Source organism: Streptomyces luteosporeus (assembly GCF_039532865.1).
GTDB classification, from domain to species: domain Bacteria; phylum Actinomycetota; class Actinomycetes; order Streptomycetales; family Streptomycetaceae; genus Streptomyces; species Streptomyces luteosporeus.
Genome location: NZ_BAAASL010000029.1, coordinates 43,554 through 64,860, shown reverse-complemented (window position 1 = coordinate 64,860; position 21,307 = coordinate 43,554). Strand labels below are relative to the sequence as shown.

General features: G+C 74.5%; 22 protein-coding genes. 10 read left to right on the top strand and 12 right to left on the bottom strand.

Annotated features, from left to right (window positions below):
• The first annotated feature begins 328 nt into the window (after positions 1-328).
• Positions 329-502 carry a hypothetical protein gene (locus ABD361_RS28520; RefSeq protein WP_344439549.1) on the top strand — a complete coding sequence of 58 codons (174 nt, stop codon included), beginning with the start codon at positions 329-331 and terminating at the stop codon, positions 500-502.
• 20 nt (positions 503-522) lie between these two features.
• Here the strand turns inward: ABD361_RS28520 and ABD361_RS28515 are convergent, their stop codons facing one another.
• The 3 genes from ABD361_RS28515 to ABD361_RS28505 form a co-directional block, all read right to left on the bottom strand.
• On the bottom strand, positions 523-2,139 hold the full coding sequence (locus tag ABD361_RS28515) for an amidase family protein (protein WP_344439547.1): 1,617 nt from the start codon (positions 2,137-2,139) through the stop codon (positions 523-525).
• A 47-nt stretch (positions 2,140-2,186) separates the two neighbouring features.
• Entirely contained in the window at positions 2,187-2,648 is a 462-nt protein-coding gene (locus ABD361_RS28510) for a GNAT family N-acetyltransferase (RefSeq protein ID WP_344439545.1), read from the bottom strand.
• Between the two features lie 132 nt (positions 2,649-2,780).
• Positions 2,781-3,734 carry a LysR family transcriptional regulator gene (locus ABD361_RS28505; RefSeq protein ID WP_344439543.1) on the bottom strand — a complete coding sequence of 318 codons (954 nt, stop codon included), beginning with the start codon at positions 3,732-3,734 and terminating at the stop codon, positions 2,781-2,783.
• A gap of 115 nt (positions 3,735-3,849) precedes the next feature.
• On the opposite strand from ABD361_RS28505, the gene ABD361_RS28500 reads away from it, so the two are divergent.
• Positions 3,850-4,770: a zinc-binding dehydrogenase gene (locus ABD361_RS28500; RefSeq protein ID WP_344439541.1), complete on the top strand. Its 921-nt coding sequence runs from the start codon at positions 3,850-3,852 to the stop codon at positions 4,768-4,770.
• Positions 4,771-4,842: 72 nt separating this feature from the next.
• On the top strand, positions 4,843-5,253 hold the full coding sequence (locus ABD361_RS28495) for a nuclear transport factor 2 family protein (protein ID WP_344439539.1): 411 nt from the start codon (positions 4,843-4,845) through the stop codon (positions 5,251-5,253).
• 53 nt (positions 5,254-5,306) lie between these two features.
• Here the strand turns inward: ABD361_RS28495 and ABD361_RS28490 are convergent, their stop codons facing one another.
• The 3 genes from ABD361_RS28490 to ABD361_RS28480 all read right to left on the bottom strand — a co-directional run bounded on the left by ABD361_RS28490 (position 5,307) and on the right by ABD361_RS28480 (position 8,265).
• On the bottom strand, positions 5,307-5,918 hold the full coding sequence (locus tag ABD361_RS28490) for a hypothetical protein (RefSeq protein WP_344439537.1): 612 nt from the start codon (positions 5,916-5,918) through the stop codon (positions 5,307-5,309).
• Between the two features lie 219 nt (positions 5,919-6,137).
• Positions 6,138-6,596 (bottom strand): hypothetical protein, encoded by a 459-nt coding sequence (locus tag ABD361_RS28485; RefSeq protein ID WP_344439535.1) that lies wholly within the window; start codon positions 6,594-6,596, stop codon positions 6,138-6,140.
• A 118-nt stretch (positions 6,597-6,714) separates the two neighbouring features.
• Positions 6,715-8,265, bottom strand: a complete 1,551-nt coding sequence (locus tag ABD361_RS28480) for an FAD-dependent monooxygenase (protein ID WP_344439533.1) — start codon at positions 8,263-8,265, stop codon at positions 6,715-6,717.
• Positions 8,266-8,358: 93 nt separating this feature from the next.
• On the opposite strand from ABD361_RS28480, the gene ABD361_RS28475 reads away from it, so the two are divergent.
• Positions 8,359-8,871, top strand: a complete 513-nt coding sequence (locus ABD361_RS28475; RefSeq protein WP_344439531.1) for a MarR family winged helix-turn-helix transcriptional regulator — start codon at positions 8,359-8,361, stop codon at positions 8,869-8,871.
• 27 nt (positions 8,872-8,898) lie between these two features.
• Here the strand turns inward: ABD361_RS28475 and ABD361_RS28470 are convergent, their stop codons facing one another.
• The gene (locus tag ABD361_RS28470; RefSeq protein ID WP_344439530.1) at positions 8,899-9,555 is read right to left on the bottom strand and encodes a hypothetical protein; all 657 of its coding nucleotides are present in this window, start codon (positions 9,553-9,555) and stop codon (positions 8,899-8,901) included.
• 98 nt (positions 9,556-9,653) lie between these two features.
• Between ABD361_RS28470 and ABD361_RS28465 the strand changes: the two genes are divergently transcribed.
• Both ABD361_RS28465 and dmpI read left to right on the top strand, forming a co-directional pair.
• Complete coding sequence (locus ABD361_RS28465; RefSeq protein WP_344439528.1) at positions 9,654-10,571, top strand: LysR family transcriptional regulator; 918 nt, start codon at positions 9,654-9,656, stop codon at positions 10,569-10,571.
• A gap of 122 nt (positions 10,572-10,693) precedes the next feature.
• On the top strand, positions 10,694-10,876 hold the full coding sequence (gene dmpI, locus ABD361_RS28460; RefSeq protein WP_344439526.1) for a 4-oxalocrotonate tautomerase DmpI: 183 nt from the start codon (positions 10,694-10,696) through the stop codon (positions 10,874-10,876).
• Positions 10,877-10,994: 118 nt separating this feature from the next.
• On the opposite strand, the gene ABD361_RS28455 is transcribed toward dmpI, so the two are convergent.
• Entirely contained in the window at positions 10,995-11,954 is a 960-nt protein-coding gene (locus ABD361_RS28455) for a helix-turn-helix domain-containing protein (RefSeq protein ID WP_344439524.1), read from the bottom strand.
• Positions 11,955-12,025: 71 nt separating this feature from the next.
• Between ABD361_RS28455 and ABD361_RS28450 the strand changes: the two genes are divergently transcribed.
• The 3 genes from ABD361_RS28450 to ABD361_RS28440 all read left to right on the top strand — a co-directional run bounded on the left by ABD361_RS28450 (position 12,026) and on the right by ABD361_RS28440 (position 15,892).
• The gene (locus ABD361_RS28450) at positions 12,026-13,066 is read left to right on the top strand and encodes a saccharopine dehydrogenase NADP-binding domain-containing protein (protein WP_344439522.1); all 1,041 of its coding nucleotides are present in this window, start codon (positions 12,026-12,028) and stop codon (positions 13,064-13,066) included.
• Between the two features lie 107 nt (positions 13,067-13,173).
• Positions 13,174-14,019 carry an SAM-dependent methyltransferase gene (locus ABD361_RS28445; RefSeq protein WP_344439520.1) on the top strand — a complete coding sequence of 282 codons (846 nt, stop codon included), beginning with the start codon at positions 13,174-13,176 and terminating at the stop codon, positions 14,017-14,019.
• A gap of 217 nt (positions 14,020-14,236) precedes the next feature.
• A complete protein-coding gene (locus ABD361_RS28440; protein ID WP_344439518.1) occupies positions 14,237-15,892 on the top strand; it encodes a TlrC/CarA/OleB/SrmB family ABC-F type ribosomal protection protein in 1,656 nt (551 codons plus the stop codon).
• 106 nt (positions 15,893-15,998) lie between these two features.
• On the opposite strand, the gene ABD361_RS28435 is transcribed toward ABD361_RS28440, so the two are convergent.
• Positions 15,999-16,421 carry a hypothetical protein gene (locus ABD361_RS28435; RefSeq protein ID WP_344439516.1) on the bottom strand — a complete coding sequence of 141 codons (423 nt, stop codon included), beginning with the start codon at positions 16,419-16,421 and terminating at the stop codon, positions 15,999-16,001.
• 43 nt (positions 16,422-16,464) lie between these two features.
• Between ABD361_RS28435 and ABD361_RS28430 the strand changes: the two genes are divergently transcribed.
• Entirely contained in the window at positions 16,465-17,772 is a 1,308-nt protein-coding gene (locus ABD361_RS28430) for a globin domain-containing protein (RefSeq protein ID WP_344439514.1), read from the top strand.
• 7 nt (positions 17,773-17,779) lie between these two features.
• Here the strand turns inward: ABD361_RS28430 and ABD361_RS28425 are convergent, their stop codons facing one another.
• The 3 genes from ABD361_RS28425 to ABD361_RS28415 form a co-directional block, all read right to left on the bottom strand.
• Positions 17,780-18,673: a DUF2127 domain-containing protein gene (locus ABD361_RS28425; RefSeq protein ID WP_344439513.1), complete on the bottom strand. Its 894-nt coding sequence runs from the start codon at positions 18,671-18,673 to the stop codon at positions 17,780-17,782.
• A 62-nt stretch (positions 18,674-18,735) separates the two neighbouring features.
• Complete coding sequence (locus tag ABD361_RS28420) at positions 18,736-19,857, bottom strand: tetratricopeptide repeat protein (protein WP_344439512.1); 1,122 nt, start codon at positions 19,855-19,857, stop codon at positions 18,736-18,738.
• The gene (locus tag ABD361_RS28415; RefSeq protein ID WP_344439510.1) at positions 19,854-21,185 is read right to left on the bottom strand and encodes an ATP-binding protein; all 1,332 of its coding nucleotides are present in this window, start codon (positions 21,183-21,185) and stop codon (positions 19,854-19,856) included. Before ABD361_RS28415 ends, ABD361_RS28420 begins: the two co-directional genes overlap by 4 nt.
• Between the last annotated feature and the right edge of the window lie 122 nt (positions 21,186-21,307).

The following is a 21,307-nucleotide window of genomic DNA, read 5'->3' as shown; positions in this document are numbered from 1 at the left end:
GCATAAAGAAGCGCCGTTCTCGATCGGACGGCGCCGTGCGACTCAGCCATTGTTAGCGGCGCTCGAAACCCCTGGCAAAGCCCCCCAATACGGCCTTCTTTCGTGCCCGAGCACACGTCAGGGCCACCACGTCGGCCGATACCAACGACCCTCTTTCATAGGTGATCCAGGTCTCATGGGCGGGCTCACATTCCGGCACCCTCCGCCTCACTCACCGCCCTCCGGACGCTACGCGGCGCTGTCGTCCTTCTGGACGAGTCCGGCGGGGCGGAGCGGCCGCTCCGGCGGTCCACTGGAGGGGATGTCCGCCCGTACGAAAGGAAGCCCCGTGGCCGAGCCCGAGAAGAAACGCAAGAAACTCTCCGACAACGCCGAATTCCTGCTCAGCGGCATGCCCAGGGCGGAAAGGGAGCGGGCGCTGCGCGAGAAGACGCCCGAGGAGCTGGACAAGGCCGGGGCAGAGGTGCGCAGCGCCCTCGCGGAGGACGACGAGCGGCGGTAGAGCCGCGGGCGGGCGCCCCGCTAGCGGTCGGTCCCGGTTGACGGCAGGTAGCGCGGTGCCCGCCAGGCGTTCAGGTGGTGTTCCACGGCTGCGCCCAGGGACAGCAGCCCGGCGTCCTGGTGGTCGCCGGCCAGCAGGAGGAGGCCGACGGGGAGCTCGCCGACGGAGCCGGCGGGTACGGACAGGGACGGGTATCCGGCCACGGCCGCCGGGGTGGAGGACGGGATCACGTCGTTGTCTCCGCGGGCGCAGTCGGTGGTCCAGGCGGGCGGGTTCGTCGGTGAGGCGATGGCGTCCAGGTGGTGGGCGGCCATGGTCTCGTCGATGGAGCGCCGGGAGAGGTCCTTGAGCTCGGTGCGCATCGCCCGGTACTGCGGGCTGGTGGTGGGCGGCGCGGCGAGGGCCTGTTCGAACAGCTCCTGGCCGGCGAAGCAGGTCCGCTCCGCCGGGTGGGTGCGGTTGAACTCGATCAGTCCGGCGAGGTCGCGCGGCCCGTTGCGGGTGGGGAGGTAGGTGTCGATGTCGCGGTGGAACTCGCTCAGCAGGGCGGGGAACTCGAGCTCGGCCAGTCGTTCCTGGTACGGGAGGGTGACCTCGACGACTTCGGCCCCGGCTGCGCGCAGCTTCTGTGCCGTGCGGGTCATCACGGCGTCCACCTGCGGGCCGAGGGCGGGCAGGCGCCACAGGCCGATCCGCCGCCCGCGCAGGTCGTGGCTCGGGGCGGGGGCCGGGGCGGCGGGTGCGGGGCGTGCGGCGGTGTCGCCGGTGAGTACCGCCAGGGTGAGTGCGGCGTCGGTCACGTTGCGTGCCATGGGGCCCGCGGTGTCCTGTTCGGCCGAGATGGGCACCACACCGGCCTGGCCGACCACTCCGAGGGTGGGTTTGAGTCCGACCACGCCGTTCATCCCGGCCGGGCAGACGATGGAGCCGTCCGTCTCGGTGCCGATCGCCACCTGTGCCAGTGACGCGGCCAGGGCGGCGGCCGATCCGGCGGACGATCCGCAGGGGTTGCGGTCCAGGACGTAGGGGTTGTGGGTCTGGCCGCCCACGGCGGACCAGCCCGATGTGGGCTTGGCGGCGCGGAAGTTCGCCCATTCGGACAGGTTGGTCTTGCCCAGGATCACGGCTCCGGCCCGGCGCAGCCGGTTGACGAGGGCGGCGTCGGTGGCCGGTGGGCGTCCCGCGAGGGCGAGGGAGCCCGCTGTGGTCGGCAGGTCGCGGGTGTCGATGTTGTCCTTCAGCAGAACCGGGATGCCGTCGAGGGGGCCTAGGGTGCGGCCGTGGCGGTGCCGGGCGTCGCTGGCGGCCGCTTGGCGCAGGGCCGTGGGATCGGTGCGCAGGACTGCCTTGATCCTGGGGTTGATCTCCTCGATCCGCCGCAGGTAGGCGGTGGTCAGCGCGGAGGAGGTGAGCGAGCCGCCGGCCATGCGGGCCTGCAGCTCGGGGATGGTCACCGTGTCGAGGTCGATGCCGGCCGGCCCGGGCGCGCCGGCCGGCGGCGGGCTGCCCGCGCCGGGTTCGGTGGCGTGTGCCCGCGGGCCGGCCGGTGCGCCCGTCCAGACGGCTGCCGCCGTCAGGGCGGCGATGAAGGTGGCGGTGGTGGGTGCCGTACTCCTCGCAGTTCTCTTCTTCCCCATGGGGCACAGCGCACTACAGGTCCGCTCCCCCGCGCAAGGGTGCTGCCTCACGGCTCCCGGTAGAGGGACAGGCACACCATGTCGGCCTCGAAGCCGAGCGAGCGCCAGAACCGGTGGTCGTCGTGGGCCCCGGCGCACGACAGGTAGCGGACGGTCCGCGCCCCTTGTGCGACGAGCCAGTCGGTGGCGGCCCGGGCGAGTGCGCGGCCCGCCCCTTGCCCGCGGTCGCCGGGGACGACGTACAGGGCCTCGATCTCGCCGAGGAGTCCGGGCAGCAGGCCGTCGCCCGTGCTGATGCGGCCGTTGACGAAGCCGGCGAGCCGGCCGCCGGGGTGCACGGCGACGAGACAGAACGCGTCGCGGTGCCACGCGGACGCGGCGAGCATCCGCGAGACGTCGCGGCGCGCCCGCTCGGTGAGCGGACGGCCGTCCCCGGTCTCCCGGCACATGTGGTCCCACAGCGTGCCGGCGGCGTCGCCTTCGCTCTCACAGATCCGCCTGATGTGCATGGTTTTGATGGCTTCCTTCCGTTTCCGTCGGGTGGATCGGGTGCGGGAACGGAAAGGAGCGGCGGGGCCCGGGGCCGCGGGGCGCGGCGGGCTCTCTAGCGTCAACCTGGCATGCGTTCATCGTAGGGAACGTCAAGCGGGGGCGGTAGTCGCGAGTTTGGGGTGGTCGGTGTCGGGGAGCCAGTCGCGCTCGGGGTCGTAGTCGAGCCAGCGACGGGTGCGGCCCGCGTCGGTGAAGCCGCGCAGCAGGGTGTCGAGGAGGGGGTGGCGGTGCGACTTGCGCCAGGCGAGCGACCACGCGTACAGCGGGGTGGGGGCGACGAGGGGGATGCAGCGCAGGCCGCCGGGGTCGGGCAGGGGCGCGTCGGCGGGGAAGAGCGTGAAGCAGGCCGGGTCGCTGCGCACGTGGTGGACGAGGTGCTCGGGGCCCAGGTTGGGGCCGTCCTGGCGGCGGGCGATGCGGAATGCGTCGGCGAAGCGGCGCAGGAAGTCGAGCCGGGTCAGTTCGGCGGGGGACCACAGCGTGCTGTCGCGCAGGTCGGCGGGGCGCAGCTGGGCCGCCCCGGCCAGCGGGTGGGCGGCGCTGACGACGACGTCGACGGGTTCGAGGCGTACGAGCCGCTGGGCGAGCCCCGCGTCGTGGCCGCCGGGCAGCGGGTGCACCCGGCCGAAGCCGAGGTCGGCGTCGCCGCGCAGGAGGGCGGCCGCGGCCGACGGCCAGTCGCGTGCCGGGCCCGGTTGCACGGTGCCGGGGGCCTGCACCGCCTGGGCGACGGTGCGCAGGGGTGCGTACAGGTGGCCCCACACGTCGATGCGTACGGCTTGTCCGGTGTCCAGGGCCGCGGCGACGGCGCGGTCGCCCGCGGCGAGGGCTTCGCGGGCGGCCGGTTCGAAGCGCCGGCCGGCCTCGGTGAGCCGGATGCCGCCGTCGCGCTCGAAGAGCCGGGCGGCGAGCTGGGACTCCAGGCGGGCGATGCGTTTGGAGTGGGCCTGCTGGCTGGTTTTCAGCCGTGCGGCGGCGCGCCCGAAGTGCAGCGTCTCGGCGGTCACCACGAATGCACGGACCAGTGCGAGGTCGAGGTCCATGCCGCTGACCTTATGCGACAACTGGGCGTTGTCGGCCGGGGAGCCGGGTTGTTGGCCGGCGGGCGGTCCGGCCGGGTGGGATGTGCTTCAGGCACCACCAAGGAGGCGGAAGGCAGTGAAAGCGCTCATACCGACGGGGGATCCCGCCGAACCGGTCGTCCTGGCCGACGTTCCCGAACCGGCGCCGCGCCCGAACGAAGCGCTGGTGAGGGTCGAGGCGTTCTCGGTCAACCGGGGCGAGACGTTCAAGCTGGAGGCGCCGCTGCCCGGCGACCGGCCCGGCAAGGACGTGGCCGGGCTCGTCGTGCAGCCGGCCGCCGACGGGAGCGGGCCCACCGGCATCGCACGCGTCGTGGGTCATCCCATGGCGGGCGGCTGGGCGGAGTTCGTGGCGGTGCCGACGGATGCGCTCGCGGTGCTGCCGGACGCGCTCTCCGCGGTGCAGGGCGCGGCGCTGCCGCTGGCGGGGATCACCGCACTGCGGCTGCTGCGCGCGGCCGGGCCGGTGGCCGGGCGGCGCGTGCTGCTGACCGGCGCGTCGGGCGGCGTGGGCCACTACGTGACCGAGCTCGCGGCCGCCGGCGGGGCGGAGGTCACCGCCGTGACCCGCGACGCCGAACGCGGGGCCCGGCTCCTGGAGCTCGGCGCGGCGGAGGTCGTCCACGATCCGGCGGAAGCGCGCGGTCCGTACGACGTCGTGCTGGAGTCGACCGGTGGCCGGGCCCTTCCCGCGGCCCTCGCGCGGCTCGCGCGGGGCGGCACGCTCATCTGGTTCGGGCAGGCGAGCCGGACCCCCGTGACGCTCGACTTCTTCGACTTCTTCTCCGGGCCCGAGTCGGCCGTCATCCGCCACTTCCACTACCTGGACCCGCGCGGCGGGCTCGGCGACGACCTCGCGACGCTCGTCCGGCTGACGGCCACCGGCCGGCTGCACCCGGAGATCGGCCGCGTCGCGGACTGGGCCGGCACCGCGACCGTCCTGACCGATCTGCGCGACCGCCGCATCCGCGGCAAGGCCGTGCTCACCCTTTCCTGAACGACCGGCCCTGAACGTCCTGCCCTGAACGTCCTTTGCTGAACGACCGCATCACTGCGAGGAGATACCACCATGACCATCACCACCGACCCCAGGACCGTCGTCGTCCGGTACGTGGAGGCCGTCCGTGACGGCGACGCGGACGTCATCCGCGACAGCTTCGCGGAGGAGGCGACCTGGCACTACCCGGGCGACCTGCCGGTCTCGAAGGTGTGGCGGGGGCGCCGGGCCATCGTCGAGGAGTTCCTGGGCGGCATGGGGCCGGCCTTCGTTCCCGGCACCCTGGAGATCGAACTGATCGGCACGATCGCCGAGGGCGACCGGGTGGTCGCCGAGTGGACCTCGAAGGCCCGCACCGTGCGCGGGGGCACGTACGACAACCGCTGCCTCGGCATCTTCACGGTGCGTCAGGGCAGGATCGTCTCGGTCGTGGAGTACGCCGACACCCGGCACGTGGCGGCGGTGCTCTTCCCCGAGGGCTGAGGGGCTGCGCCCCGCCGGCGCCCGGTGGGCCGCGCCGGCGGGGCGTCGGGCGGTCAGGCGCGGACCGTGTACCACGCTCCGAGGCCGTTGCAGCCCCCCGCGGAGTAGGTGGTGCTGCGGTAGCCGGGCGGGATGGGCGAGCCCGGGCAGGTCCAGATGCCGTTGCGGACGAGCTGGTGGTACCAGGCGCCGATGCCCTCACAGCCGGTGCGGTTGTAGCCGGTGACCACGTAGCCGGGCGGGATGGGCGAGCCGGCGCAGGTCCAGCGGCCGTCACGGGCGAGCTGGTGGTACCAGGCGCCGATGCCGTTGCAGCCGGTGCGGGTGTAGTTGGTGATGACGTAGCCGGAGACGATGGGCGAGCCGGAGCAGGTCCATATGCCGTCCTTGACGGGCTGCTGGTACCAGGAGCCGGCGTGGTTGCAGCCGTTGCGGTCGTAGTTGGTGATGACCCATCCGTCGGGGACGGGGGCGCCGGAGCAGGACCACCTGCCGTCCTGGGCCACGGCCGTGCCGGTGGCGGCGCCGGTGAAGGCGGTGGCGGCCAGGACGACGGCGCCGACCGCCGCGGCAATCCTGCTGCGGAGCGTCGTGGTCGTGGTCGTGGTCTGCGTGTCCCCGCCGGAACGTCGCAGGCGCCACAAAGAGCGGAATCTTCCGTTCATTTCACACCAGTCCTGTAGTCATGCCCATTTCATGGCTGTCGGCGGTAAGAACACCGGACGGCGGCTGAAAAGTCATCAGGCAGGACACAGGTGTGAGATGATCATCACGCTCGGTGAAACGGCTCCCTGCGGGGCGTGAACGTGCTAGGCCGTGTCCGGTGAATCGGGCAGCGCCCCGTCAGGGGCGCGGGGAACTGCGCGACAAGCCACGGCGGCCCGTCAGCGGGTGCGGGCGAGGGTGCGGTGGGCCGCGCCCGTGGCCACGGCGTACACCAGGTGGTGCCAGGCGTCGACGACCACCTCGCGGCCGCGCCACGTCGTGACGGGCGGGGAGACGCCGATGGCCGGCAGGGCGACGAGCTCGCTGCCCCAGACCAGGCCCAGGTGCACCGCCGTCGCCACGGGCCCGGGCAGGCCGCAGCCGGCCAGTGCGCCCCGCACCGCGCCCCAGGCGGTGCCGTAGCCGTAGTGGACCGCCCGGGAGAAGCGGCGGGCGCCGGCCTCGTCCACCGGCCGCACGCCCAGGACCTTTCCGGCCGCGTCGGCGGGCGCGCTGCTGGCCTGCCGGCCGCGCAGCCGCATCTCGGCGGTGCTGCTGACCGTCATCGCCAGCGTGCCGGCCAGACCGGCCAGCATCCCCACGCCCGCATCGGCGGCGAGCCGTCCGAGCCGCACCATGACACCGCCTCATCTCTCGGCACCTGCCCACCCCTGTTCCCGGTTGGCTGCGAAAGCCCTCACGGCAAGGGCGCGAAGAGGCCGAACGGGTGGGCGGCCGTGCCGCGCGTCGCCGCGTTCAGCGGTCCAGGACCGTGCGCAGGGCGCGCTCGACGTCACGGGGGTCGCCGGTGGCGGCGGTGCGCCAGGCGACGATCCCGTCCGGGCGCACGAGCACCGCGCCGGAGGGGGTGACGCCGTGGGCCGGCGCCCAGGGGCCGTCGAGGCCGGGGACGGCGACCGGCACCTGCAGGCGTTCGGCCGCGGCGAGGGCCGCGGAGCGCCACGCGGGGCTGCCGGTGAGCAGGACGAAGTCGCGGCCGTACAGGTCGCGGGTGGAGGTGCCGTCGGCCAGGGCGACGTGGGGCGCCCGGGTGCCCGGGCGGCCGCTGGGCGCGGCGGGGTCCTCGAAGAGCGGCGCGTCGGCGGCGCCGGGGCCGGTGCCGGGCTCGTCGGTGAAGGCGCCGGCCGGGCAGCGGTAGCCGAAGAGCAGGCGGGCGGGGTCGATGCGCTCGGCCACGGTGTCGTCGGCGAGGTGGGGCGCCGCGCGGTGGACGAGGTTGGCGTACTGCTGCTCGACCAGGAACTCCGCGAAGGGCCGCCGCTCGGCGTCGTGGCCGGCCAGCAGGCCGGGCCCGGCCTGGCCGCGTACGGTCGCGGCCAGCTTCCAGGCCAGGTGGAAGCCGTCCATGACCGCGGTGTTGCCGCCCTGGCCGCCCGTCGGCGGCATCAGGTGGGCGGCGTCCCCGACCAGGTGCACCCGCCCGTCGGCGCTGGAGAAGCGGTCCGCGATCCGGCAGGCGGTCGACCAGGTCGTGCGGGAGAGCAGCTTCACGTCGAGGTCCGGCACGCCGGTGATCAGGCGGATGAGTTCGCGCGCGTGGTCGTCGTCGCGCACGTCCTGGACGACGGCCACGAAGCGGCCGGGGGTGTCGGTGGAGACGAACATGCCGGAGCCGCCGGGCAGCTCGGGGTTCTGCAGGTAGTGCATCTGGACGGCGGCGCCGTCCAGGACGGGGTCGAGGGACGCCTCGAAGAGCAGGCTCGTGCTCTCCTCCAGGACGCCGCGCCCGTGCGCGCCGATGCCGGCGGCCTCGCGGACGCCGCCGCGGTGCCCGTCCGCGCCCACCAGGTACGCGGCGCGGACCTCGTACGTCTCGTCGGTGGCCAGGTCGCGCAGGACGGCCGTGATGCCGTCCTCGTCGGCGGCGAACGACTCCATGCGGGTGGAGAACCGTATGTCCGCGCCCAGTTCGCCGGCGCGTGCGGCCAGCAGGGGCTCGGCCCGCTCCTGGCTCACCAGGCCCGTCGGGGCGGGTGAGAAGCGGCCGAAGTCGGGCATGGCCTCGGTGAAGCTGTGCAGCACCCGGCCGGTGACGCTGGTGGCGATGACGATGGTCATCTCCGGCCGGCCGGGGGGCGCGGCCGCCTGGAAGCCCTCCGCGAGGCCGGCCACGCGCAGCGCCTCCATGGTGGCGGGCATCTGGCCGCGGGCCTTGGGCTCCTGCGAGGTGCCGGGGTGGCGCTCGACGACCAGCGCCGGTACGCCGTGGAGGCCGAGGAAGACGGCGGTGGACAGGCCGCCGAGCCCGGCTCCGACGATCAGGACAGGGGTGGAGCGAGTGTGCACGGGTGCCTCCGGCAGCTCTAGACTGGTCCCAGCGAGCGGATATTCCGAAACATCGAAATATCCGATGGGTCGAGATATAGAGGAGTCGGGGCCGTGGTGTCAAGGCGGAGCGATCGGCACGAGGGCGCCGAGCACGCGCAGGAGCCGGTGGCAGCGCTCGTCGAGCAGCTGATGACGGCCCTGCGCGACCAGGCGAGCCGCGGGCTGATGCTGCACGGGGCCGTGGCGGAACGGTTCGGCCTGAACTTCACGGACCTCAAGTGCCTCGACCTGCTGCGCAGCGAGCAGGAGCTGACGGCCGGGCGCATCGCCGCGGCGACGGGCCTGAGCACCTCGGCCGTCACCACCGTCCTCGACCGCCTGGAGCGGCGGGGCTTCGTCGAGCGCCGCCGCGCCCCGGAGGACCGCCGCAAGGTCGTCGTGGTCCCCACCGGCCGGCACGACGCAGAAATGCAGCACCTCTTCGCCGGCTTCGGCGAAGAGGTGGCGGCCATCCTGGGCGACTACGACGCCGACCGGCTGGCGTTCTTCCTGGAGATCACGCGCCGCCTCGACGCGGCGGCCCGCGAGGCCACCGTCCGCCTCACGGAGGGCGGCCGGGCGTGAGCACGTGATGCGCGGCTGCTCCTGCGTCTACTCCTTCGCCGCGCAGATCACGTCGTAGGGCCTGCCGATGGAGAGGGTCAGCTCCATCGGCTCGGTGGTGCCCGAGGGGCACTGCGACCGCTCCTTGACCAGGTCGAGCACCTTGTAGGCGTCCGAGCCGGACGACGAGCACGGGACCTCCTTGGCCGTGGAGGTCACGCAGTCGCCCTTGACCAGCTGACCGCCGCCGGCGCCGGGGTCGCCCGGGTGGCTGCCGGAAAGGTTGCGGCCGCACAGCGTCTTGGTGGGAATGCCCCCGCCCTTGCTGTCCTTCGACCCGAAGGACACGCTCACCTTCACGATGAGGTCCGTACCGCCCGGACACTGCACGGAGTTGGGCAGGAACGTGCCCTCCTTGACCTCGATGGCCTTGAAGGTGGCGTGCCCGTCACTGCAGTCGTACGGCTTGTAGCCGTCCGGCGCGCGATCGGGGTCCGGTCCCCCGCAGTCGCCCACTCTCCATTCGCCCTTGTCGTGGGTGGCCGAGGAGGAGGGCGAGGCCTTCCCGGGCTTGTCGTGGTCGCCGAATATCTTCGACGCCCCGTAACTCAGGCCGAGCACCACCGCGAGAACGACGAGGACGGGCAGGCATCCCGCCCGTCGTCGCCGGGGCGCGGCCGGGCCCGTACCGTCGTGTTGGCTCATGGTTCATGTCCTCCTGGCTTGTTGTGGAAGCTCTTAGCAGTACCAGACGTCCTGGAAAATCGATCGCACGGACCGGTGAACGATCGACAGGGGGAAGCGTGGAGCTGCGCCAGTTGCGCTATTTCGTGACCGTCGCGGAGGAATTGCACTTCGGGCGGGCGGCGGAGCGGCTGGTGATCGGTCAGCCCGCCGTCAGCCAGCAGATCCGCCGGCTGGAGCGGGAGTTGAAGGTCGAGCTGTTCGACCGGACGCCGCGCACGGTCCGGCTCACCGCGGCCGGTGAGACGTTCCTGCCCGCCGCCCGCGCCGTGCTGGCGGCGGAGGAGCAGGCGCAGTCCGTGGCCGCGGAGCTCGCCGGCGGGCGGCGCGACGTCTTCCGGCTGGGCACGGTCACCGGCCTCGGGGACCGGCTCGACCGCCTCTTCGACGCCTTCGCGCAGCACGCCCCGCACGTTCGCGTCGAGCTGGTCTCCGTCCCGGTACGGGAACGGCTCGCGCGGCTTGCCGACGGGCGGCTGGACGCCGCCCTCGTCCGCGGCGCGGCGCCGGACGGCGGCGGCGGCGAGGGCAGCGGCCTGCTCCGCCGTCCCCTGTGGGACGAGGAGCTGGTGGCGGCCGTACCCGCCCGGCATCCGCTCGCGCAGCGGGAGGCCGTCGGGCTCGGCGACCTCGCCGGGCTGGCCCTGTGCCTGACCGAGCGCCGCAACCACCCCGCGCTCGTCGACCTCGTCCTCGACGGCTGCCGCCGGGCCGGCTTCGCACCCGTACCGGGACCTGCGACCAGCAACCTCCAGGACACCCTCGCCGCCGTCGGCTCCGGCTCCGTGCCCCTGTGGACCGTGGTCTACGAGGGCAACGCCCGCCGTCTGCGGGTGCCGAGGGTGGCCTTCGTGCCGTTCGCCGGCCCGGGGCTGCGGCTGCCGGTCGAGCTGGCGGTACGGGCCGGGGCCGGCACCGCGCCGCTCGTCGAGGTGCTGCTGGCCGCTCTGACGGCCCCGGCCTGCAGCGATCAGTGATCGTGATCGCTGCGAGAGCGATCCGGGTCTGGGTCGGCCCGGGCCTGCCAGGGTGAACTGTTGTCCGAGGGCGGAACGCACCGGAGTGGCCGGTGCGGCGCCCGGGACTACAGGAGCACATCATGCCCATCGTCACCATTCAGCAGGGTCCCCGCGACATCGAGCTCAAGCGCGAGCTGGTGGCCCGCGTCACCGACGCCTTCGTGGACTCGCTGAAGATCCCGGCCGAGGCCGTGCAGGTCTGGATCCAGGAAGTGCCCGCCGACAGCTGGGGCGTGGCGGGCCGGCTCACCGCCGACAAGTAACCGGACGGGTCACCAGGGGGCGGTGACCGGGTGCGGTCACCCGGGGGTCCGGGCCGGCGCGGCGCGTCCGCGGCCGGCCCGGCCGGCGGTGCCCCGCAGCGGTGCGCGGCTCCGCCCGTCAGCCGCCGGGCCCGCGGGGGGCCTGGCGGAAGGTGCGCCGGTAGGTGTCCGGGGGAACGCCGAGCGTGCGGGTGAAGTGGCGGCGCAGGGTGGTGGCGGTGCCCATGCCGGTGGCCGTGGCGATCGCGGCCACGGTGGCGTCGGTGGTCTCCAGGAGCTCCTGGGCCCGGTGGATCCGCTGGGTCAGCAGCCATCGCAGGGGCGTGGTGCCGGCGACGGTGCGGAACTGGCGGACCAGGGTGCGCGGGCTCACGCTCGCGCGCCGGGCCATGTCCTGCACCGTCAGCGGCTGGTCGAGCCGCTCCAGGACCCAGGGGAAGAGCGCGGCGAGGCAGTGCCGGCGCTCCTCCGGTACGGGGGTGGAGACGAACTGGGCCTGGCCGCCGGGCCGGTGCGGGGAGACGACAAGCCGGCGGGCGAGGGCGTTGACGGTCGCGGAGCCGTGGTCGAGGCGCACCAGGTGCAGGCACAGGTCCATCGCGGCGGCCTTGCCGGCGGAGGTGAGCACGGTGCCGTTGTCGACGTAGAGCACGTCCGGGTCCACCTCCGCCCGGGGGTGGCGGGCGGCCAGGGCCGCGGCGTGCGCCCAGTGGGTGGTGGCCCGCCGTCCGTCCAGCAGCCCGGCGGCCGCCAGGACGAACGCCCCGGTGCACAGGGAGGCCACGCGCGCCCCGGCGGCGTGCGCGGCGCGGACGGCCTCGACCAGGTCGGCGGGCGGCTCGCGGCCGGGGTCCGCGACGGCGGGGACGATCACGGTGTCGGCGTGCACGAGCGCGTCGAGCCCGGCGTCGGGCTCCAGGCGGAAGCGGCCGCCGACGCCCACCGGTCCGGGGCCGCACACGGCGAAGCGGTACCAGGGATCGGCGAGGTGGGACCAGTCGGTGCCGAAGACCTCGCAGGGTGTGGCGAGTTCGAAGTGCGGGACCCCTTCGGTGACCGCCAGCGCGACAGTGTGCACGTCCGAAAGTGTACGTGCCGTGGCATTCCTGCCACTCACCGCCGTGGTCCGGCGGCGGCACGATGGTCGACGTGAACGATGCGACTCATGACAAGACGGGGACGGTGGCGGTCTTCGGGGCCTACGGGCACACCGGCCGCTTCGTGGTAAAGGAATTGCTGGACCGCGGTCTGACCCCGGTCCTCTCCGGCCGTGACGAGGACAGGCTGGGGGCCCTGGCGGCGGACCTGGGCGGAGTGGAGGCCCGCCCGGCGTCGGCCGGTGATCCGGCCTCCCTCGACCGGGCCCTGGCCGGGGCCGCGGCCGTCGTCAACTGTGCCGGGCCGTTCGCCGTGACGGCCGCGCCGGTGATCGAGGCGGCCCTGCGGGCCGGCATCGCGTACGTGGACGTGGCGGGGGAAGTGGAGGCCGTCGCCGACACCTTCACCCACTTCGCGGACCGGGCGCGGCAGGCCGGGGTGCCGGTCGTGCCCGCGATGGCCTTCTTCGGCGGACTGGCCGACCTCATGGCCACGGCGGCGCTGGACGGGCGGGCGGCCGACGAGATCCTCATCGCCTACGCACTGAGCAGCTGGCACCCCACCGACGGCACGCGGGCCTCCAGCCGGGTCTCCCGGGAGCGCCGGGGCGGCCGGCGTCTGGTCCACACCGGCGGGCGGATGGAGTACCGCACCGACCGGGCGCCGACGGGCTGGTGGTCCTTCCCCGAACCGGTCGGCGGGCAGGCCGTGCTCGGCGAGTTCACGACGGCGGACAGCGTGACGATCGGGCACCACCTGCGGCCGCGCGACATCCGCACCTGCATGACGACGAGCGCGGTCGAGGACGTGCTGGGCGCGCAGACACCGCCACCGGTGCCGGTCGACGACCGGGGGCGGTCCGCCCAGACCTTCCTCGTCGAGGTCGTCGTGCGCGCGGCCGGCTTCGAGCGGCGGGCGGTCGCGCGCGGCCAGGACATCTACGCCGTCAGCGCGCCGCTGGCCGTGGAGGCCGTGCAGCGGGCCCTCTCCGGGAGGATCGCCGCGACCGGCGTCGCGGCGGCCGGAGCGGCCTTCGACGCGCGCGACTTCCTGCACGCGCTCGCACCGCACGTGTCGGTGCACATCCGCTAGCCGGCGAAAGGCGGAAGGCCGAGGGGGTGAGGGGGAGGAAACGCGCCGTGTCGATCTTCCTCGCCCCGTGCGGTTTACCGCGGCGGCGCGCTGCCGAGGTATGCGCCATGACCGACAACACCGACGCGACGCGCGCCACCGACACCGCACGCACGTACTACGACACCCGTGACGTCGACGGCTTCTACGCCCACGCCTGGGGCGGCGAGGACATTCACGTCGGCATGTACACCCACGAGCGGGAGGACGTCGCGACGGCCTCCCGCCGCACCATCGACCGCGTGGCCGCCAAGGCCGCCGATGCCCTCACCCCCGGGCGCACGGTGCTGGACCTGGGCTCCGGCTTCGGCGGCGCGGCCCGCGCGCTGGCGCAGACCTACGGCTGTCGCGTCGTGGCCCTCAACATCAGCGAGGTGCAGAACCGGCGGCACCGCGCGACGAACGCCGCACGGGGCCTCGACGGTCTCATCGACGTGGTCACCGGCTCCTTCAACGACATTCCGGCGCCCGACGCCAGCTTCGACGTGGTGTGGTCGCAGGAGGCCCTGTGCCACAGCGGCGACCGCGCCACCACGCTGCGGGAGGCGGCCCGCGTCCTGCGGCCCGGCGGCCACCTGGTCTTCACCGACATCATGGCGGCGGCCACCACCGGCGAGGACGAACTGCGCCCGCTCATGGAGCGCCTGACCGCCCCCGACCTGGCGACGCCCGCCTTCTACGACGCCGAGCTGCGCCGGCTGGGCCTGGCCGAGGTGGAGTACGAGGACCTCAGCGCGCACATGCTCACGCACTACGAGCGGCTCGCCGGGGAGGTCGCGCGCGAGAACCCCGAGCTGGCCGGTGCCGTCAGCGCCGACTACGTACGCGGTCTGCGGGAGAACATCCCGCTGTGGGTGGCCGCGTGCCGCAGCGAGCGGATCCGCTGGGGCATCTTCCACGCCCGCCGGCCCTGAAAGACCCGTTGCCCCGCGGACCGCCTGATCTTTAGAGTCTTGCGCATGGGGTTCCCTGTGATCACCGCACACCCGGCCGCGTAGAGCTCCGCTCCGCCGCCGGTGCTGTCCGTCAGCCCGATTCCCGCCGGACCGGCGCGTCGTGACACCGGCGCGCCGGTCTGCTCCGACCCGGCGCTGCCGTCACTGCGGCACGGCCAGAACAGGGGGCGCTTCCATGCACACCTCACAATTCGCTCTGCACGACGTCACCATGAAGTACGGCGACCGCGTCGTCCTCGACCACGTCTCCCTTTCGCTGCGGCCCGGTGAGAAGGCCGGCGTCGTCGGGGACAACGGTTCCGGCAAGTCGACCCTGCTCGGCCTGCTGGCCGGGCGGATCGTGCCGAGTGACGGCGAGGTGACCGTCGTCGCCGCCGGCGGCACCGGCCACCTCGCCCAGACGCTCGGGCTCCCGCCGGAGGCGACCGTCCAGGACGCCGTCGACCTCGCCCTCGCCGACCTGCGCCGCCTGCGGGCGGACATCCGCCGCGCGGAGGCCGCGCTCGAACACGCCGAGGGCGCCGGGCTCGACGCCGCCCTGGAGGACTACGCCCTGCTGGTCGCCCGCTACGAGGCCCGCGAAGGGCACACGGCCGACTCCCGCGTCGAGGCCGCCCTGTACGACCTGGGGCTGCCCGGCCTGGACCGGCGCAGGGCACTGGGCAGCCTGTCGGGCGGCGAGCGGTCCCGGCTGGCGCTCGCGGCGACGCTGGCCTCCCGTCCGGAGCTGCTGCTGCTCGACGAGCCGACCAACGACCTGGACGACGCGGCGACCGCCTGGCTGGAGGAACGGCTGCGCGCGCACCGCGGCACGGTCGTCGCCGTCACGCACGACCGCGTGTTCCTGGAACGGTTCACCTCCACCGTCGTCGAGGTCGCCGACGGCCGTCTCGCCCGGCACGGCAACGGCTACGCCGGCTACCTGACGGCCAAGGCGGCCGAACGCCGGCGGCGGCTGCGGGAGTACGAGGAGTGGCGGGCCGAGCTGGACCGCAACCGCCGGCTGGCCGAGACGCAGGTGGCCCGCATGGGGGCCGTCCCGCGGAAGCTGCCGCTGTCGGTCTTCGGGCACGGCGCGTTCCGTGCGCGCGGCCGCACGCACGGCGCCTCGGTGCGGATCCGCAACGCCAAGGAACGCGTCCAGCGGCTCACCCGCGAGCCGGTCGCGCCGCCGCCCGAGCCGCTGGTGTTCCGCGCGGGCATCGGCGTCCCGGAGACGGGGACGGCGGTGGAGGCGGCCGCCGAGCTCACCGGCGTCCGGGTCGCCGGCCGCCTCGACCTGCCGCTGCTGCGCCTCGCCGCGGGCGAACGGCTCCTGGTCACCGGGCCCAACGGCGCGGGCAAGTCCACGCTGATGCGCGTACTGGCCGGGGAGCTGACGCCGGACGCCGGCACCGTGCGCGTCGGCGGGCGCGTCGGTCACCTGCGGCAGGAGGAGACGCCCTGGCCGCCGGGGCTGAGCGTGCTGGAGGCCTTCGCCCACGGCCGCGGCGGCGCGGCGCAGGACCACGCCCACGCGCTGCTCTCCCTCGGCCTGTTCCGCACGCGCGACCTGGGGCTGAGGGTCGGCGAGGCGTCGTACGGCCAGCGCCGGCGCATCGAACTGGCCCGCCTCGTCACCGAGCCGGTGGACCTGCTCCTCCTCGACGAACCGACCAACCACCTCAGCCCGGCGCTGGTCGAGGAGCTGGAGGCGGCCCTGGCCGGCTACCGGGGAGCGCTGGTGGTCGTCACCCACGACCGGCGCATGCGGGCCCGCTTCGCGGGGTCGCGCCTGATGCTGTGCGAAGGACGCCCGGTGGAATACGCGATGGCGGACAGCGCCCCGTAAGGGGGCGCGGGGCAGTGTCGATTTGCGGCTCCGCCGCGCGGAACTTCGTCTGCAGGCGCGTTGTGGCTTGTCGCGCAGTTCCCCGCGCCCCTTACGGGGCGCCCCCCTAGGGCCGTGAGCGCCGGCGGTAGCGGTGCCAGGCGGTCCAGGCTACCGCCCCTAGGACGAGGAACGTGGCCGCGGCCGTCAGGGCCGTGCCGCCGGAGACCCCCGGTGGGGAGTCATGGGTGACGGGCTCGCCGGCGGTGGTGTCGGGGAGTGCGTCCTGCTCCGCGCGCGGGGCCACGCAGAAGTCCCGGGCGGACGCGTCGCGCGTGCCGGTCACCGTGAAGGCGGCGGAGGCGGTGACGATGACGCCGTCGGCGGGATCGGCCGTGGCAGGGGCCGGGCTGCCGGTGACGGTCCAGAGGAGGACTGCGGGCAGCGCGCCGGCGAGCGCGGCGCCGGAACGGGGGGCGAAATCCGAGGCTGTCCAGGGCCGTTCGGCCCCCTCGCCCCGGGCCGGTCGGTCCCCGGGGGCCGTTGCCATACTCCTGCACGCACCACGTACCTTCGGACCAGGAGCCCTGCGCATGTCCCGTCCCGACGCCGGAACGCCGGTGAGCACCCAGCTCGGCGAGGAGTACTACGCCCTGCTGGCCCGGCACGACGCCATGCGGCTGCGCCGCAGGCTGCTGGCGCCCGAGCGCTCCCCCGCCCCGCGCGAGCCGGAGCCGGCCGGGGCGCAGCAGCGCCGTTACGACCGGGCCGACCGGGAGCTGATCATGCGTCATCTGCCTCTGGTGACGCCTTTCGACGGCCTGATCGGCCATCTCTACGAGGTGATGTTCCGGCGCTGGCCGTACCTGCGGTCGCTCTTCCCCGCCTCGATGGACTTCCAGCGGCGGCACCTGGCGCACATGTTCCGGTATCTGATCGAGTCGCCCGGCTCCCCCGAGGAGACGGCCGCCACCTTCACCCGCCTGGGGCGTGACCACCGCAAGCTCGGGGTCCGGCCGGTGCACTACGAGACCTTCGAGGCGTCCTTGCGCGAGGCGCTGCGGGTCTGCGGCGGTCCCGGCCTGACCGCGGAGCTGGACGCGGCGTGGACGCGCATGCTGCGCTTCGCCGTCGACCTGATGGTCGCCGGCGCGGACGCCGCGCTGACCGAGCCGCCCGCCTGGGAGGGCGTGGTGACCGCACACGAGCGTCACGGTGCGGACCTGGCCGTGCTGCGGGTGCGCACCCACGAGCCGTACCCGTACCGGGCCGGCCAGTACGGGGCGGTGGCCTCGCCGCTGCTGCCGCACGCCTGGCGGCAGTACTCGATGGCGTGCGCGCCGCGCGCCGACAACGTCCTGGAGTTCCACGTCCGGCGGACGGGCCCGGGCGGGGTGAGCGAGGCACTGGTGGACCGTACGCGCGTCGGGGACGAGGTGCGCCTGGGACCGCCGGCCGGCACGATGACGCTGGACGGGGAGCTGACGCACGACCTGGTGATGGTCGCCGGCGGCACCGGTCTCGCCCCGGTCAAGGCGCTGCTGGAGGAGCTGGCGACGCGGCGCCAGGGCCATCGCCGGGTGGACGTCTACGTCGGCGCCCGCGCTCCCGCCGACCTGTACGCGGCGCGGTGGCTGGCCGAGTTGGAGGCGCGGCGGACGTGGCTGCGCGTGGTGCCGGTCTTCAGCGGGGAACCGGGGCCGGCCGGCACCCCTGTGGGTCCGGTCGCCGAGGCGGTCGCCGCCGGCGGCCCCTGGCGTGAGCGTGCGGCGTACGTCAGCGGTCCGCCGCGCATGGTGGCGGCCACGGTCGAGCGGCTGGCCGGGCTGGGGGTGCCGGCCGAGCGGATCCACCACGATCCGGTGCTGGGCACCGAGCCCGTTGCCGGGGCGGGCCGCTGAGCGGGCTTCAGGAGGGTGCCGGGCCCGGCGCGGGGCCGGGGTGGGTGCGTTCGAGGGCGTGCCAGCCGGTGTCGTGGGCGCGCTCGGCCTCCTCGGCCCGGGCGCCGCCGCGGACGCCGAAGAGCCGTTTGGCCAGGAGGAGGTAGACCACGACGGCCAGGTTGACGACCAGGGTGAGGATCTTGGTGGCGCTGATGCGGCCGGTCAGCTCGTACAGCTCGGGAAGGAGCAGCACGGAGGTGGCGACGAAGGTGAGGTACTCGGCCCAGCGGCGGGCGTACCACAGGCCCACCGCCTCCACACCCTCCAGGAGGGCGTAGAGCGCGAGCACCAGGCCGATCAGCCACAGGGTCGAGCTGCGGGCGGCGAAGGCCCGGTCGAGTTCGCCGAGCAGTCCGTGGCCGTGCCGGCCGCTGGGGCCGCCGATGCCGTTCTGCAGGGCGTCGACCACGCGGTAGAAGGGGCCGCGCAGGTGCTCGCGGCGGTCGGCGAAGAGGAAGACGGCCAGGGCCAGGACGCCGAGGACCACGAAGTGCAGCAGCCGGTCGAGGGCGATCAGGCGCAGCACGTAGCGGTCCCGCAGGGAGCGGCCGCGCAGCGGCAGGCGGATCCCGTCGCGGTCCGGGGGCACGTCACGGGCGGGGTGTTCGGGGGGCGGCAGCACGATCCACGCGTCGCAGCGCAGGCAGCGGTGCCAGCGCAGGCCGTCCGGCGTCGTCCGGGCCAGCAGCGCGTCGCCGGGGCGCAGCCGGGCGGCGTCGGTGCCCACGAGGTGGTGGCCGTGCAGGCCGCAGCCGATCAGTTCGTACCAGGGGCCGCGGTGCCCGGGCAGCACCCCGGGCGGCGGTACGCGCTCCGCCGTGCCGCTCCCCTGTTCCTTGTGCTCCTTCGCTTCGCCCACAGCACGGCATCATGGCGCGGCGGGGCGCCGGACGGGGGCGGAACGCGCCATGCGAGGGCTTTTCAGGTGGTGCGCTCCTGTTGTTCGCGCGCCACGCGGCGCTGGGCGCTGCCGTACCACATGGCCAGGACGACCGGGACGGCGCCGGTCAGGACGAGCGTCTGCACGGCGGCGCGGTCGGTGAGGGGGGCGAGCACGGTGACGAGGGCGAGGGCGGTGCCCCACGCGGCGTGCAGGAGGGGCAGCCGGGCGACCCACCGGCGGCGCAGGTGCGAGCGCAGGGCCGTGCGCGCGCCGTGCGGGAGTTTGCGGTAGGCGAGGTACCAGGCGCCCACGGCCCAGACCAGGCCCATCGCGGTGGCGGCCCACAGCCGGGTGCCGAGCGGGGCGGGCAGGGCCGTCGCGTCGTTCCTGGTGGGGAACGCCCGTGCGGCGAGGGCGGCGATGGTCAGGCACAGCAGGGCGAACCAGCGGGTGCGGCGCAGCAGCCGCAGGACGAGCAGGTTCAGCTTGTTCTCGATGTGGCCGGCGTCGGGCCGGGCGCCGAGGGCCGCGCCGTACTCCCCCGCGAGTTCGGGCAGTGCCATCCGGCCGGCGTCGGCCTGCAGCTCGGCCAGGGCGGCGCGGGCGTCGGCGTGGTCGGGGTCCAGGCGCAGCGTCTCGCGCAGGGTCTGCTCGCGAACATCCGGGCGGCCGGTGACGTCGGCGAAGTGGGCGAGGTTGAAGCGGGCGGTGGGGTTCCCGGGGTCGAGGGCGACGGCCGTAAGGGCGGCGTGGTACGCCTCTTCGTCGCTGCCGGTGAGGCCCAGGTAGCGGGCGAGCATGCTGTGGTTGGCCGGTTCCCGGGGGTCGATGCGGACGGCCTCGCGGGCGGCGTCGAGCGCCAGGCGCACCCGGGCGGGGTCGGCCGTGCTGCCGCCCTTGAGGCCGGTGTACGGCAGGACGAGGGCCCGTTGCCGCCAGGCGTCGTCGCAGCGGGGGTCGGCGGCTATGCCTTCGTCGGCGGCCTTCAGGGCGCCTTCCCAGTCGCCGGTCCTGAAGCGGCAGTGGGCCAGTTGCGCCCAGGCGTGGGCGTCCGCGGGGTCCTGGGCGAGGTGGCGGGCGAGGTGTTCGGCGGCCTGCTCGTGGCGGCCGGCCTCCATCAGGGCCCGGGCGCGTTCCTTCGGCTCGGTGCCCGTGCTCACAGCATCCTCCGCTTCTTGAGGTAGGTCAGCAGTTCGTCGTAGGTGCCGCCTTCGTTGGCGAACTGGGCGACGTTGCGGGCGGAGGCGAACCAGGGGCCGGTGGAGGGGCGTATCCGGCCGATGACGGCGGCGAAGTCGGCCATGCCGATCATGCGGGCCTCGCCGGTGCGTACCGAGTCCATCAGCGCCTGTTCGGCGGCACAGTCGCACAGGTGCTTGATGTCGGCGCCGGAGAACCCGTCCGTGCGCTTGGCCAGCGCGGCGAGGTCGATGCCGGCGACCGGGCGGTCCTTGAGGTGGTGGCGCAGCACGGCCTCGCGGGCGGGCCGGTCGGGCGGTACGACGAGGAGCATCCGGTCCAGGCGGCCGGGGCGGCGCAGGGCGGTGTCGACGTCCCAGGGGTGGTTGGTGGCGGCGAGGACGAAGACGCCGTCGTCGTCGGCGGCGCCGACGCCGTCGAGTTCGGTCAGGAGCTGGTTGACGGTGGTGCGCATGCCGGTGTGCCGGATCTGGCTGCGCTTGGCGCCGAGGGCGTCGAGTTCGTCGAGGAAGAGCACGCAGGGGGCGTGGCGGCGGGCGGTTTCGAAGAGCCGGCGCAGGTTGCGCTCGGAGTTGCCCATCCACATGTCGAGGACGTCGCTGATGGACACGCTCATGAAGCGGGCGCCGAGTTCGCCGGCGACGGCGCGGGCGATGAAGGTCTTGCCGCAGCCGGGCGGGCCGTACATCAGCAGTCCGCCGCGCAGGGACTTGCCGTAGAGCCGGCGCAGGTCGGGGTTGCGCAGGGGGGCGAGGAAGGCGGCTTCGAGGCGCTGCTTGACCTCGTCCATGCCGCCGACGTCGGCGAGGGTGAGGGTGGCGTGCTCCACGTCCCACAGGCCGCCGGTGTCGTCGGCGGGGCCGGGGCCGCCGTCCTGGGCGGCGTGGGGCGGCTCGGGGGTGTCGCCGGCCCGGGCCGCGGGGGAATCGTGGTCACCGACGAAGCGGGGCGGGACGATGCCGGACAGTTCCTCCTCGGCGCGCTGCCAGTCGTAGGCCTGGCCGGACGGCGGGGCACCGGAAGGGGGTTGGGGAGCGGGTGGTGCGGCCGGGGCCGTGGGCGGGGGTGCGGCGGGTGCGGTCGGCGGGGCGACGGCGCGGGCCATGAGGGCCTGCGCCTCGGGGTTGCCGGGCTCGCGCTGCAGGGCCGCGGCCGCGTGGGATATCGCTTCGTGTCCCTCGCCCAGGCCGAGCAGGAGTTCGGCGAGGTGCAGGCGCAGGGGCACGTCGTCGGGCGCGGCCTCCACGGCCGCGCGCAGGCTCTTGATGAGCGGGGACGGTTCGGGCATGGGGCACAGCCTATGCGGCCGGGTGACGGCGTCGTCCGCCGTGGTGCCTGCTCGTTCCCGGCCGCGAAGCCCTTACCGGATCGGGTGAGCGGCGCCGGTGGGGCGAATCGCCCGGGCGGTGC

Bases quoted from the DNA above. Each gene is read 5' to 3' on its own strand.
- ABD361_RS28515 (WP_344439547.1), bottom strand. From the start codon at position 2,139: ATGGGGAAGAAGAGAACTGCGAGGAGTACGGCACCCACCACCGCCACC.
- ABD361_RS28510 (WP_344439545.1), bottom strand. From the start codon at position 2,648: ATGCACATCAGGCGGATCTGTGAGAGCGAAGGCGACGCCGCCGGCACG.
- ABD361_RS28505 (WP_344439543.1), bottom strand. From the start codon at position 3,734: ATGGACCTCGACCTCGCACTGGTCCGTGCATTCGTGGTGACCGCCGAG.
- ABD361_RS28495 (WP_344439539.1), top strand. From the start codon at position 4,843: ATGACCATCACCACCGACCCCAGGACCGTCGTCGTCCGGTACGTGGAG.
- ABD361_RS28490 (WP_344439537.1), bottom strand. From the start codon at position 5,918: ATGAACGGAAGATTCCGCTCTTTGTGGCGCCTGCGACGTTCCGGCGGG.
- ABD361_RS28485 (WP_344439535.1), bottom strand. From the start codon at position 6,596: ATGGTGCGGCTCGGACGGCTCGCCGCCGATGCGGGCGTGGGGATGCTG.
- ABD361_RS28470 (WP_344439530.1), bottom strand. From the start codon at position 9,555: ATGAGCCAACACGACGGTACGGGCCCGGCCGCGCCCCGGCGACGACGG.
- dmpI (WP_344439526.1), top strand. From the start codon at position 10,694: ATGCCCATCGTCACCATTCAGCAGGGTCCCCGCGACATCGAGCTCAAG.
- ABD361_RS28445 (WP_344439520.1), top strand. From the start codon at position 13,174: ATGACCGACAACACCGACGCGACGCGCGCCACCGACACCGCACGCACG.
- ABD361_RS28440 (WP_344439518.1), top strand. From the start codon at position 14,237: ATGCACACCTCACAATTCGCTCTGCACGACGTCACCATGAAGTACGGC.
- ABD361_RS28435 (WP_344439516.1), bottom strand. From the start codon at position 16,421: ATGGCAACGGCCCCCGGGGACCGACCGGCCCGGGGCGAGGGGGCCGAA.
- ABD361_RS28430 (WP_344439514.1), top strand. From the start codon at position 16,465: ATGTCCCGTCCCGACGCCGGAACGCCGGTGAGCACCCAGCTCGGCGAG.
- ABD361_RS28415 (WP_344439510.1), bottom strand. From the start codon at position 21,185: ATGCCCGAACCGTCCCCGCTCATCAAGAGCCTGCGCGCGGCCGTGGAG.